General features: G+C 42.6%; 12 protein-coding genes and 1 pseudogene. 6 read left to right on the plus strand and 7 right to left on the minus strand.

Annotation, left to right across the window (positions count from 1 at the left end):
* Positions 1-249 precede the first annotated feature (249 nt).
* Positions 250-729 carry a glutathione peroxidase gene (locus IEO70_RS05915; RefSeq protein WP_190997442.1) on the plus strand — a complete coding sequence of 160 codons (480 nt, stop codon included), beginning with the start codon at positions 250-252 and terminating at the stop codon, positions 727-729.
* A gap of 424 nt (positions 730-1,153) precedes the next feature.
* Here the strand turns inward: IEO70_RS05915 and IEO70_RS05920 are convergent, their stop codons facing one another.
* The 6 genes from IEO70_RS05920 to IEO70_RS05945 all read right to left on the minus strand — a co-directional run bounded on the left by IEO70_RS05920 (position 1,154) and on the right by IEO70_RS05945 (position 8,396).
* Positions 1,154-2,143, minus strand: coding sequence for an ABC transporter ATP-binding protein (locus IEO70_RS05920; RefSeq protein WP_328820877.1), 990 nt, complete (start codon positions 2,141-2,143; stop codon positions 1,154-1,156).
* A 12-nt stretch (positions 2,144-2,155) separates the two neighbouring features.
* Complete coding sequence (locus IEO70_RS05925) at positions 2,156-3,160, minus strand: ABC transporter ATP-binding protein (RefSeq protein WP_190997443.1); 1,005 nt, start codon at positions 3,158-3,160, stop codon at positions 2,156-2,158.
* A 20-nt stretch (positions 3,161-3,180) separates the two neighbouring features.
* Positions 3,181-4,110, minus strand: coding sequence for an ABC transporter permease (locus IEO70_RS05930; RefSeq protein ID WP_190997444.1), 930 nt, complete (start codon positions 4,108-4,110; stop codon positions 3,181-3,183).
* Positions 4,110-5,042 (minus strand): ABC transporter permease, encoded by a 933-nt coding sequence (locus tag IEO70_RS05935; protein WP_190997445.1) that lies wholly within the window; start codon positions 5,040-5,042, stop codon positions 4,110-4,112. The genes IEO70_RS05930 and IEO70_RS05935 overlap by 1 nt, the downstream gene beginning before the upstream one ends.
* A 538-nt stretch (positions 5,043-5,580) precedes the next feature.
* A complete protein-coding gene (locus IEO70_RS05940) occupies positions 5,581-7,230 on the minus strand; it encodes a peptide ABC transporter substrate-binding protein (protein ID WP_190997446.1) in 1,650 nt (549 codons plus the stop codon).
* A gap of 224 nt (positions 7,231-7,454) precedes the next feature.
* Positions 7,455-8,396: a helix-turn-helix transcriptional regulator gene (locus IEO70_RS05945; RefSeq protein ID WP_190997447.1), complete on the minus strand. Its 942-nt coding sequence runs from the start codon at positions 8,394-8,396 to the stop codon at positions 7,455-7,457.
* A gap of 120 nt (positions 8,397-8,516) precedes the next feature.
* Between IEO70_RS05945 and IEO70_RS05950 the strand changes: the two genes are divergently transcribed.
* From IEO70_RS05950 to IEO70_RS05970, 5 genes and pseudogenes are all read left to right on the plus strand, one after another.
* Entirely contained in the window at positions 8,517-9,026 is a 510-nt protein-coding gene (locus IEO70_RS05950; protein ID WP_190997448.1) for a YehS family protein, read from the plus strand.
* Positions 9,027-9,243: 217 nt separating this feature from the next.
* A pseudogene (locus IEO70_RS05955) lies at positions 9,244-9,878 on the plus strand (LysE family transporter).
* A gap of 20 nt (positions 9,879-9,898) precedes the next feature.
* Complete coding sequence (locus tag IEO70_RS05960; protein ID WP_190997449.1) at positions 9,899-10,537, plus strand: LysE family transporter; 639 nt, start codon at positions 9,899-9,901, stop codon at positions 10,535-10,537.
* 46 nt (positions 10,538-10,583) lie between these two features.
* Positions 10,584-11,933: an amino acid permease gene (locus IEO70_RS05965; RefSeq protein ID WP_190997450.1), complete on the plus strand. Its 1,350-nt coding sequence runs from the start codon at positions 10,584-10,586 to the stop codon at positions 11,931-11,933.
* 120 nt (positions 11,934-12,053) lie between these two features.
* Complete coding sequence (locus IEO70_RS05970; protein ID WP_190997451.1) at positions 12,054-12,548, plus strand: hypothetical protein; 495 nt, start codon at positions 12,054-12,056, stop codon at positions 12,546-12,548.
* 374 nt (positions 12,549-12,922) lie between these two features.
* Here the strand turns inward: IEO70_RS05970 and IEO70_RS05975 are convergent, their stop codons facing one another.
* A complete protein-coding gene (locus IEO70_RS05975; RefSeq protein ID WP_190997452.1) occupies positions 12,923-13,453 on the minus strand; it encodes a general stress protein in 531 nt (176 codons plus the stop codon).
* Between the last annotated feature and the right edge of the window lie 45 nt (positions 13,454-13,498).

Raw genomic sequence — 13,498 nt, forward strand, 5'->3', positions numbered from 1 at the left:
AATTCGTCCGACCATCTTAACATTTCTTCCACTTTCTCCAACTATTCTTCCGCTTTTAAAATTAATTCTTCCCAATCTGCAATTAATTCGTCCACATTAGTCGGCGCATACAATCATCCCTTAACGTCCGGCAACGACACGACCTCCCAGCCCTACTATTTCCCTATTTATCTTCAAAACTCTGCATAAACTTTGCATCCAGAAATTAAATCGTGTACGATTCAATTAAGAAACAAAGGGGGTTTTTATATGGAAACAGTTTATGACTTTCAAGTAAAAAAGCCGAACGGCACAACGCAATCTCTTCAGGACTATAAAGGCAAAACATTGCTCATCGTCAACACGGCGAGCAAATGCGGTCTGACGCCACAATTCGAGGGACTGCAAAAACTATACGACAAGTATAACGAGAAGGGTCTGATAATACTCGGCTTTCCTTGCGATCAGTTCAACAATCAAGAGTTTGATAATATCGAAGAAACGACGCAATTTTGCCAGCTCAACTATGGTGTTACCTTTCCGATGTTTGCCAAAATTGATGTAAACGGCGACAATGCCGATCCGCTCTTCAAATTCTTAAAGCAGCAGAAAAAAGGATTGCTCTCGAAAAATATTAAATGGAATTTCACGAAGTTTCTTGTCGACAGCAATGGTCAAGTCATTGAGCGATATGCCCCGACTACTGAACCCGCAAAAATTGAAGCTGATCTGCAAAAACTGCTCTCTTAAGGCATAAAAACAAGCTCTGTCCAGCCATCTACTTGCTGAACAGAGCTCATTTTGTGAGGAGCCAACGACAATCGGTCCAACCCACAACTTATTGAACAAAAGCCACTTTTACTATAAACCTTAAATTGGCGACTACGTCGAATCTTCCACCTTGTTGCCAATTTATATACTTATATAGTACAAGCTTACCGTTCCAAGAACGCCAAACCAGTAACCGGCCTTTCGTTCACTATGGCTTATCACCGGAATTCGTCCGCTTTTACCATTAATTCATCCACTTTTCATCAGAATTCTTCCACATTTACCATTAATTCGTCCGACTTTGCACTAATTCATCCAAATTCGAAATTAATTCTTCCACATTTGAAAATAATTCGTCCGCTGCCGACCAAACCAAAACAGCCCAAGCCCTGTCTTCCCCACCTTAATACAAATGGCACGCCACAAAATGGTTCGGCTTGACTTCCTGCCACTCTGGAGCCACTGTCGAGCAAATCTCGAGCGCTTTCGGACAGCGCGTGCAGAAGACGCATCCGCTCGGCGGGTTGATTGGACTTGGCACATCGCCTTTTAGCACAATTCGTTCCCTCTTGACGGTCGGGTCAGGAATCGGCACCGCCGACAGCAGTGCCTGCGAGTATGGATGCAGCGGATTGTTGGATAATTCTTCGCTATCCGCCAGTTCCATCATTTTCCCTAAATACATGACAAGAATACGATCCGATATGTATTTGACCATCGACAAATCATGGGCAATGAATAAATATGTCAGATCCAATTTATTTTGCAGTTCCTTCAATAAATTAACGATTTGTGCCTGAATTGAAACGTCCAATGCTGAGATTGGCTCATCGCAGACGATAAACTTCGGATTCAATGCAAGAGCGCGCGCTATCCCGATACGCTGGCGCTGTCCGCCGGAAAACTCGTGGGGGAAGCGATTCATATGGTCTGTACGCAAGCCGACAATATTGAGCAGTTCCTGCACTCTCTCTGTCTTTGCCTTCCCCTTCATCAAACCATTGATTGTGAGCGGCTCAGCAATGATATCACCTACCGTCATTCTCGGATTCAACGAAGCATACGGATCTTGAAAAATAAACTGGATATCTTTTCTGATGTCCTGCATTTTCCGCTCCGAGTATCTGTATATATTTTTCCCTTCAAACAATACTTCACCGTCAGTCGGTTCGTGAAGGCGAATAATCGTCTTGCCGGCGGTCGATTTGCCGCAGCCCGATTCGCCGACAAGTCCGACTGTTTCCCCTTCATATATATTTAAATTCAGTCCGTCCACTGCTTTTAAATCTACGCCACCGACAGGAAAATATTTTTTCAGATTTTTAATTTGCACGAGGGGTATTTTCTGGTTCGATACTAATTCTTGCTTATTGCTGCTAGCGGTTTTCATCATTCATCTCCCCCTTCATGATTTTATAATTGGCTTCCGAGCTTTTGCCATCGGATGGTTTAGCCAGCACGCCGATGTACGGTTGTCACCGACCTTCTCCAGCTCCGGATCATAATCTTTGCAAATTCGCATAGCCCGGCTGCATCTTGAGTAAAAAGAACAACCTTTCGGAGGGGAGAATAAATCAGGAGGAGAGCCTATAATCGGAACTAACGGAACCGTTCGATCCATATTTAGACGAGGTACAGAATTTAATAGTCCTTGCGTATACGGATGCACTGGCTTCTGGAAAATTTCCTGAACCGTGCCTGTTTCAACAATCTTGCCCGCATACATGACGACTACATAATCGCACATTTCCGCGACAACACCGAGATCATGCGTGATCAATATAATCGATGTGTTCGATTCTTCTTGTATTTCCTTCATTAATTCTAAAATTTGCGCCTGAATGGTCACATCTAAAGCGGTTGTCGGTTCATCTGCTATGATCAGCTTCGGCTTGCACGCTAGCGCCATTGCAATCATCGCTCTTTGGCGCATGCCGCCGGAAAATTCAAACGGATATTGCTTCATGCGCTTTTCTGCTTGAGGAATCCCAACTTTAACAAGCATTTGCATCGCCCGCTCATAAGCATCTTTACGCGACATTTTCTGATGCTTCAAAATTACTTCCATGATTTGATTGCCGACCTTTGCAGAAGGATTCAAAGATGTCATCGGATCTTGAAAGATCATCGATATATCTCTCCCCCGAATTCTCTCCATCTCCCTTTCCGTTGCAGAAAACAAATTATTCCCTTGAAAAACAATGCTGCCTGAGCGGTAAATAGCCGGCGGTTGCGGGAGCAATTTCATAATACTTTTAGCGGTCACACTTTTCCCGCACCCGGATTCCCCTACAATCCCGACCGTCTGTCCCTGTTTGACCGAAAAGCTGACTCCGCGAACGGCCTGGACCAATCCGCCGTACGTTCGAAAATCAATGCTCAAATCCCTTACTTCCAATAAGATGTTCATACGCTATCCCTCATCTTCTCTTAATCTCTTAATTTCGGATCAAGTGCATCCTGCAATCCATCTCCAAACACGTTAAACGCAAACATCGTCAAAGATATCAAAAATGCCGGAATTGCCAGCTGATAAAAGTTGCCAATCAAAATGCTTCCCAACGCATCATTCGCCAATGAACCCCAGCTTGCATTAGGAGGCTGAACGCCAAGACCAAGGAAGCTCAATGTCGCCTCCGCAAAAATCGCAACCGGTACTGTCAGCGTCATATTGACTAAAATCGGTCCCATTGAATTCGGCAGCAAATGCTTACGCAATGTCCACCCTGTCTTTGCTCCAGCTACTTTCGCCGCATGAACATATTCATTTTCTTTCAGCTGCAAAATTTGCCCCCTGACAAGTCGCGCCATCGGAATCCAGCCGGTAATCGTCATCGCGACAATGATTGGCCAAATACCCGGTTTCATCACAACCATCATTAAGATGACCATCAACAAGTAAGGAATCGAGTATAAAACTTCGGCAATCCTCATCAGCACATTATCCACACGACCGCCGCGTATACCGGAAATGCCTCCATAAACGACCCCAATCGCAAAATCAATCAACGCTGCCATTACACCGATAAACAAGGAAATGCGCGCACCCTCCCAGGCACGAGTAAACAAATCGCGTCCTGACGAGTCCGTCCCGAACCAATGCTCACTATTCGGTGGCATATTCATTTTTTCATAGTTTTGTTCATAGGAGGTGAAGCCGTTTATATACGGTCCAACAATGGCCATAATCGTCAACAATACGATGATTATCAGACCCGTCATCGCCAATTTATTTTTCAGAAGCCTCCGCCATACATCCCTCCAATATGTCACCGAGGGGCGGACAATCTGTTCTGCTTCCTTAAAATTATTTTCAGCCGGTAAAAACATCTCTTCTTTAAATTCAAGTTTTGCAGACATTATTTGCCCCTCCCTCCTGACAGCTTAATTCTCGGGTCAATCAGCGTATATAAAACATCGACGATAAAAATCAAAAAGATCAATATCGCGCTATAAACAATCGTCGAACCAAGAATAACCGGGTAATCGCGGTTCAATATACTCTTCACAAACATTTCTCCCATTCCCGGAATCCCGAAAATACTTTCAACAATGAAGCTGCCTGTGACTAAATTGGCTGTCAAAATCCCCAGCATCGTCACAACCGGTAAAATCGCATTCCGAATCGCATGCTTAATAATAATTGCACTCTTTTTCAACCCTTTAGATTTTGCAGTTAAAATATAATCTTGGTTCATGACCTCAATCATACTTGTCCTCATTAACCGTGCAATATACGCAAGCGGCATCATCGCAAGCGCCATCGACGGCAGCACCGTATGCTTCCATGTCTTCCATGTCGCCACCGGAAAAATGCGCCATTCAACAGCTAAATAATTAATAAACAAAGTTGCCAAAATAAAACTCGGGACAGAAATACCGATAATTGCGATAATCATTGATATATAATCCGGCCAACGATTGCGGTAAAGCGCAGCAATTACACCTAAAATAAGTCCGAAGCAAACGGCAATCACCATTGATTGGAGACCAAGATGAAAACTGACAGGAAGTCCCTTTTCGATATATTCATTGACCGTAATCGTTTTCGATTTTAATGAAGGCCCTAAATCAAACTGAAGTACTGACTTTAAATAGTGGAAATACTGTTCGAGCTTCGTTCCCTCCATGTTGTAATACCTCATTAAGTTCTCATACACAGCAGGTGTCAGCACACCTTCTCGTGCGAACGGATCTCCCGGTATGCTATGCATAATCACGAATGTCAGCGTAATTGTAGCCCATAACGTAATAATCGCCCACATAAAGCGATTCAGCGTATACTTCAACATAACTGCTCACCTCAGTTCCTCTTTTGCATGCTGTTCTTTATTCGAAAATGTGGCATGCCCAACAAGGACATACCACTTTCAGAAAAACCGTCACCGGTCCTTTTTCATTTTTGATTTTCCTTCTCGATATCACTTCAATGAAAAAGGAGCCATGCGGCAGGCTCGAAAAGCGAAAGCGGCTCGCAAGTAAGGAACAGCGACTAAGGACGCTACGTCCGCATATCTTCGTCGCTGTAACTCTCGTCCTGAGAGCCTCCGACCAGCATAAGACAAGCTTGCCGGAAGGTTGCTTTTCACCTTCCGGACGGATTGACTTATGACCTCGAGGGGCTAGCCGCTGTAGCTAGACATAAATTTAGACGGGACGGATTGGAAATCCGCTCTTTGATTTCCTAGCCGGCACGGCTTTAGAGGAACATCGGCTAAAATCGCCACGTCCGCATGTCTTCTCCGATGTGACTATCCTTTAGGCCTCATGGCAGGTGTAAGGTTAGACACCACTCTTATTTCAAAGATATATACTTATCTTTGAAAAACCTTACTTCTTGCTCATATCGATATCAGCATAAATGAACTGCGGGTATCGATTAAGCGGCGTATAAACACCTGTTACATAATCTTTCACAGCATATGTTTCTGTGTAGAAGTAGACTGGGATGATCGGCATTTCAGAGATTAAAAGCTCCTCTGCTTCATGTAAGGTTGTCATACGTTCAGCCGGATCCAGTACTTCTTTTGATTTTTGAATCAATTCATCATACTTTGGATTTGAATATTTCGCATCATTATAAGCGCCATCTGTTACCCATAGCTCTAGGAACGTCATAGGGTCAATATAGTCGCCAATCCAACCAGCTCTTGAAATGTCATATTCACCGGCTTTTTCACGGTCAAGCTTCACTTGGAACTCAACATTTTCTAGCTGTACAGTAAATCCGAATGCTTTTCGCCACATATCTTGAACAGCTTCAGCAATCTTCTTATGACCTTCAGATGTATTGTAAAGAATCGTGAATTCCGGCATTTCTGCTAATCCTTCTTCTTTCAATCCTTCTTCTAACAGCTTCTTCGCTTCATCGATATTCTCTTCAAACAACTGACCAGAATTTTCAGAGAAGTCACCTTCTGTATCCGGTACCCCAGGAGGAATAACTGAATAAGCAGGAGGCTGTCCGCCCTGTGCTACGTTTTCCGTAATAACTTTACGGTCAATCGCCATTGCTAATGCTTTTCTGACCTTAGCGTTGTTAAACGGTTTTTTCTTAGAGTTCAAGTTGTAATAATAAACAGAAAGCTGCAGGTCACTGCTCACTTCAGGATTTTTCTCTTTGATTAACTTTCCTTCCACATCAGTAGGAAGATTGTTTGCTAAATCCAATTCGCCTGTTTGATACATTTGCCACTCAGTGTTTTGCTCTTCTATAATGACGAAGTTTACTTCATCTAGCTTGATTTTATCCGCTTCGTGATAATATTCATTTTTCTCTAGCTTCATGCTTTCTTTATGCTTCCATTCTGTCAGCTTAAACGCACCATTCGATACATAAGTGTCTGCTTCTTGATACCATTCCGGGTCCGCTTCTTGAACTGCCTTACTTACCGGGTAGTACGTATAAAAAGTGAGCAGGTCAAGGAAGAACAATGTCGGTTGCTCCAGCTGCACTTCAAGCGTGTAATCATCCAAAGCCTTCACTCCAACGTCTTCTGCTTTTGCTTCACCGGCATTATAAGCGGCACCATTTTTCAAATAGTACATTTGATATGCATAGTCAGCTGCCGCCTCAGGGCTTAACGTATACTTCCAAGCAAATTCGAAATCATGCGCCGTCACAGGCTCACCATTTGACCATTTGGCATCCTCACGCAAATTGAATGTCCACGTAATTCCGTCATCGCTTACCGTATGCTCAGTCGCTATTCCAGGTACAATATTGCCTTCAGGGTCCTTTTTGTATAGCCCTTCAAACGCATGCTCAAGCACCCATGAATCATGCGTACCTTGCGCTAATCCCGGATGCAGCGCACCGGGCTCGGAACCATTATTCAAGTTCAAAACCTTGCGCTCAGCAACTTCCTCTTCCTTGTTGCCATCATCAGCAGGTTCGTCGTCTGATTCTTCGCTACAGCCAGCAACAATCAACACAAGCACCAACAGCAATGCCCAAAATGAAAATTTTAGTTTTTTCAAATGATTACCCCCATATTTTTATTCACTTGTCCTTATTATGAATATTAGCCTGTGAGGAACTTCATTCCTTAAAACCAAATAAGTTATGCCATAAAAATCTGCAACCAAAGTTAAAAACAAAAAACTCCCTTAGAGGCGCCAGTCAGTTAGCGCTTCTTAGGAAGTTTACTTTTATTATAATTCTGCGATTTCCGTCCACATTCATCGCAAAACTTATAAACCTATTATTTCATTTCGTAAAATTCAATTGCCTTCAACATCTCTTCTTTCACCTTATCGCGAATCGCCTTAGGTCCGATGACGCGGACACCACTTCCCATACCGAGGATCCATTTGACAATTGATTCCCGCCCAAACATTCTTGCCTGAAAAGTTACGCTGCCATCACTGTTTTCTTTAATTCTCTGGTCCTCACCCCATATCATCTCGTCAATCATATGCGAATACGGAGGAAATACTATCATTTCTATCTCATATTCATCATCGCAAATACCCATTTTATCCTCGCGAATATTGAAGCTTTCGTCCGGCTCAAAATACTCCTCTGTCTCCTGCAACTGGTGAATCCGGAACAGCTTAAACGTCCGCTGCTCGCCTCTCATTTCGCAAAATGCCCGGCAATACCAGCTGCTGTCGTAATTAATCAGTCCATACGGATGAATAGTCCGCGTACCAAGCTTCCCTTTCCAGCCCTGATAAGTAATAACCACTTTACGTTTCTCGACAATCGCGCCTCTCAGCTGCAAAAATAACTCCTTATCCTTTGTCAAAGTATCGCGCGGCTTAGATTTATGAATAAAATATACATATTGATCAATCTCTTCCTTTGAAATCGACATCGAAGAAATATGATGATACAGTAGTTTAAAGTTTGGCTTCTCAGGGAATGACTTGCTATTTTGGACATATTCATATGCCAAATCAAGTGCTTCCATTTCCTTCTGATCAAAGTCGACAATCGGCAACAAACTCTTTTTCTCCAAATAGTAGCCGCCGTAACGGCCAGGCTTTGTGCCAATATGTAAGCCTGCCATCTCCAAGTCCTGCTTATACTTTCGGATCATCCGCTCTTTCACATCAAGCAGCTCAGCAAGCTCCTTTGCTTTCACCAAACCTTTAGAGTTCAATACCATCCACATTTTCAAGCAATTACTTGCGTGACTCATTTTCGTTCACCTATCTCACTTTAATCTCTTCAACTACCATATCATGCCCCCGCTAATCAGCCAAAGTTTTTATCTTTTCTGAAACATGTTATACTTATCCTTTACTCAGGAGGTTATGCAATGGATATGAATAACAATGATATCTTAATCCGATTAAGATATGCGTTAAATATAAAAGATGAAGAAATGGTCGAGATTTTCAAGCTGGGAGACATTGATGTATCGCTTGATGATGTTACTCGACTTTTGAAAAAAACGAACGAATTTTACGAAGATGAAATCGACGAAGACGCGATTTACTGCGATAACTTCATGCTCGAGAGCTTCTTGAACGGCTTGATCATCTATAAACGCGGAAGACAAGAGCCAAAGCCGGGTCAACCGGCAAAAGCACCGATGATGATGAAGAATGCCCGTAGCGTCAATAATGTTTTGCTGAAAAAAGTAAAGATCGCTCTAGCATTAACGAGCGATGACGTGATGGATATTTTAGAAGAAGTCGGCGTTATTGTCTCTAAAGGAGAACTGACGGCGATTTTCAGAAAAGAAGGCCACAAGCACTACATGGAATGTGGAGACAGATATGCCCGCAACTTCTTAAAAGGATTAGCATTGAGATATCGAGATTAAAAGCTGTCATCAAGGCAGCTTTTTTTTGTCCAACCTTTCACCTGCCATGTTAGGTCCTAAGCATGGCTCCTTTTTCATCGATGTAAATTTAGGAGGTATATTCATGATAAAAAAGGACCAGTGACGGTTTTTCTTATTGCAAAAAAAAGGTCTTATCTGCTATAGCCTGTACATAAAATGATGTATATCGCGTGCAGGGAGGTCGAAGCAAATTAGCATCAATATATTAGCAGGCTATATATTACTCGGCTTAAGCTTAGCGGCGCCGATCGGGCCGGTGAACTCAGCAAGGATTGATAAGGGTATTAAAAACGGCTTTTGGCATGCGTGGATTGTCGGTGCCGGTTCTCGATGATCGCAGACGGCATTTTCATGCTCATCGTCTATCTTGGATTGTCGCAATTCATGAATGTTCCGATCATTCAAGTGTTTCTCTGGCTGTTCGGCGCATTTGTTTTATTGTATACAGGCGTTGAAAGCATCGTGAAGTTGGACAAAATGTCACTTTCTTACAACCGCAATAAAGATTCATTGCTGCGCTGTTTTTTTGTCGGCTTCTTCATGTCGATCACCAGTCCGCTGTCAATTTTATTTTGGCTCGGCATTTACGGGTCCGTTCTCGCTCAAACCGTGCAAACACAAGGAGCCGGCTCGCTTCTTCTCTACAGCTGTATGATTTTTATCGGGCTGACACTATGGGATGTTTTCATGGCCGGATTAACAAGCGGCTTTCGCAAGTTTCTCGACATGCGCATGTTAAAAGCCATCTCCGTCATTTCTGGGCTGTCATTAATCGGATTTGGGCTTTATTTTGGTAAAAAAGGCATCTCCATGCTGCTTTCTCTCGGTTAAAACGGTTGGGAGTGATTACAATGAGCATTAACATTTTAGCAAGTTATTTATTGCTCGGTTTAAGCTTGGCGGCGCCAATCGGGCCAGTCAATTCAGCCGTCATTGACAAAGGTATTAAAAATGGTTTTTGGCATGCATGGGTTGTTGGTATCGGTTCCGTCGCTGCAGACGGCATTTTCATGCTTCTCGTCTATCTCGGGCTGTCGCAATTTCTCAACGTCCCGATGATCCAAATCTTCCTCTGGCTGTTCGGCGCTTTCGTATTACTTTACACAGGGGTTGAGAGCATTCTGAAATTGGACAAAGTATCATTATCTTATAGTCGAAAAAAAGATTCGTTACTGAGCTGCTTCTCAGTCGGCTTCCTTATGTCGATCACAAGCCCATTGTCGATTTTATTTTGGATTGGCATTTACGGTTCCGTTCTCGCCCAAACCGCACAAACGCAAGGAACAGGCTCATTGCTTCTATACAGCGCAATGATTTTCCTCGGATTGACGACATGGGATTTATTTATGGCAACACTGACGAGCGGCTTTCGAAAATTTTTGAATACGAAGATACTGAAAGCGATTTCTGTTCTATCCGGATTATCGCTGCTCGGCTTCGGCTTATACTTCGGACAGAAAGGGATCGTCATGCTGCTCTCACTTAACTGAATATTTATCTCCTTTTATCAAACAATAGGAAAAAAAGGAGAACACCATGGCACACAAGAAAAAGAAGAAGCCGAAGAAAAATAAAGGCACGATGAAGTGGTCGCAGTTATCGATGATTGGCGTCGGATGCACAATCGGAACCGGTTATTTTCTCGGTTCAGCAATCGGCATTAAGCAAACCGGCTCCTCGATTGCGATTTCCTTTATCTTAGCAGCAATCGGTACATATATTGTCTTTAACCTTCTCGCGAAAATGACCTCCGATGACCCGCATACTGGTTCCTTTTGCTATTATGCCCGCAAAGCATACGGAGACTGGGCCGGATTCAGTTCCGGCTGGAATTATTGGTGCAGCAATATTTTGATTATGGGAAGCCAGTTAACGGCGCTTTCGACGTTATCTCAGTTTTGGTTCCCTAAAGTGCCCTTATGGATATTCGCATCAGGCTATGCGGTGTTAGCCATTGGGGTTGTTCTGCTTGGCACAAAAGGCTTTGACAAGGCTGAGAACTTTTTTGCTGTGATCAAACTGGCGGCGATTGTCATGTTTATCATTATTGCTCTTTGCGCTGTTGCTGGATGGATTAAAGGAACTGGACAAAGTCCGAAGCTTGAAATCGAGGTAAGCAAAATTTTCGAAAAAGGCTTTCGCGGCTTTTGGGCATCGCTTATTTATGCCTTCTATGCCTATGGCGGCATCGAGGTCATCGGTTTAATGGCGATGCAGCTGAAGAAAAAAGAAGATGCGCCGAAATCGGGTACCGTCATGCTCATCGTCTTGACGATCATTTACGTCGCATCGCTAATTTTAGCGGTCAGCCTTGTCGGCTACAGTGCCTTCAACGAAAAAGAGAGCCCGTTCGTGACCGCCTTGAAAGATTACAAATTAGCCTTCTTCCCGCATGTCTTTAATGCCTGCATCATTATCGGCGGCTTCTCGACAATGACTGCTTCCTTATTTGGCGTCACCAACTTATTAGTCACCATGTCAGACAGCGGAGATGCACCTAAAGCTTTCGCGAAAAAAATCAAAAAGATGAGAAACCTGCCTCTACCGTCACTTGGCTTAGCGACAGCAGGGCTCATCCTCTCAATTGTGACAGCGCTATTGCTACCAGGGAAAATTTACGAATACATCACGACCGCGGCTGGGATTTTGATTCTATATAATTGGATTTTTATTATTTTGTCTTCATTCAAGCTGCTGACCGAAAAGAAGCTGGATAAAGTATTCGGCATCTTCGGTTTACTGCTGCTCGTTGCTGCAGTCACCGGCACCCTCGCCGAAAAAGAAATCATGCCAGGCTTCTTTGCCAGCCTTGCCCTTGTCGCCATCATCGCGATTGTGACAATCAAGGTGACAAAGCAACGGAAAGATGCAACTGAAAGCACATAAATAATATTAGGCCAGTATCCCTCCATTATCTTGTTAATTGAAGTTGATTAAAACTTTTAATATGACACCTATATTGCCGCATTGTCTGTTAGGATAGATGAAAGAAAGGTTGGAGTTGTAATGGGATTATTCAACACGAAAAGCAAAAAAGGTTTTCCAATTGTTATTTTGAAATTAGTGGATGGCATTCCTTTACCTATAGATGCAATGATTAAACTAGAGGCAGATGATGACCAGGAGAAGATCCGTTTTACAGTTCCATTTATGAAGAAAGAGCCAGTTACGTTAGCATATGACCAAATTACCGATATTGAGGCTTTTACAGAAGAACAAATAAAAGAGAAGGATAAATCAGTCGTCGGCAGAGCGGTGGTTGGTGGTCTTTTAATTGGTCCGCTCGGGGCGATTGTGGGTGGAATAAGTGGAATAGGATCCAAAAAGAAAAAGAAATCCAAATTATTTGTAGTGATCAATTACATATCAAAAGATGGTGAAACAAAAAGCATTAGCTTTGAGGATACACGAATGTATTTTACAAATCAATTCATTAGTCACATCAAAAGTAAAATACAAAAAGCAGATGTAAATTCAGATTCATCTGGGATAGAGTTATAAAACAGGCCGGAAAATATCCCGGCTTGTTTTATGGTATAGAGGTGAAATGATGAAATCTTTAAAACCATCGGACATCCTTTTTCTAATGACCCTTACACTCTTCATCATAAATGACTACTTCCTGTCACTACCACTTGCAGACGCTATTCCAAATGGCTTCTTGCTCGCACTCAACATTGTTTTTAATAGCATAATCTCTTGCTACCTCGGATTCTGCATATTCAGCATCCTTGCCCTTGCCACCAGTAAAGATCATTTTTTCTACATAATCGTTCTCATAAGTTTTAACTAATTGATTTTTGTTACCAAAAGACCAAATGCGAATAGATAACTTAACGAGAAAATAAGCACAAAGAGAAGGAATCAACATACTACTATTGATTGGCGTTCTCCAATCTCCGTAAATCCTTCCTAATTGCTGCTTCCTTCAACCTCTTTGTTTTCAGCAAATGCTGAATATCAGAGCGATTATCATAGGATAATTGAATATGATAATAGTTGATATACTCCAAGACCGCAAAGACATAAATAAATATGGATAGAGAAAATCCGCCTTCTGGTATAGCCGGGCGCCACTTATAAAAATCGATAACGAAACTTAGCAAGCCGATTACAAGCAAAAGAACATTGACTTTTTGCAGGCGTCTAAACCACTTAATGACAACGACCGGTGTGGATAATCTATTCTCCTTTCTTAAGCGGCTCCACTTTATGTACCAATAAATCACACCCTGCAGCAAGATAAATTCCAGCAGAAAAAAGGATATCCAAAAAGAAAACAGTCCGTACAATTGAAGATTTGGATATGTATGGTCAATCAAATAACCGAGAGGGATGAAACTGATCAGTGCAACCCCCTCACCACTAAAAAGATACTTAAATCGCTTTTCTAATTGAGCCTTCACCTAACCACCTCACCAAATATGATTACATTAGGATAATTATACCAT

Source organism: Peribacillus faecalis, assembly GCF_014712675.1.
Taxonomy (GTDB): domain Bacteria; phylum Bacillota; class Bacilli; order Bacillales; family DSM-1321; genus Bacillus_AD; species Bacillus_AD faecalis.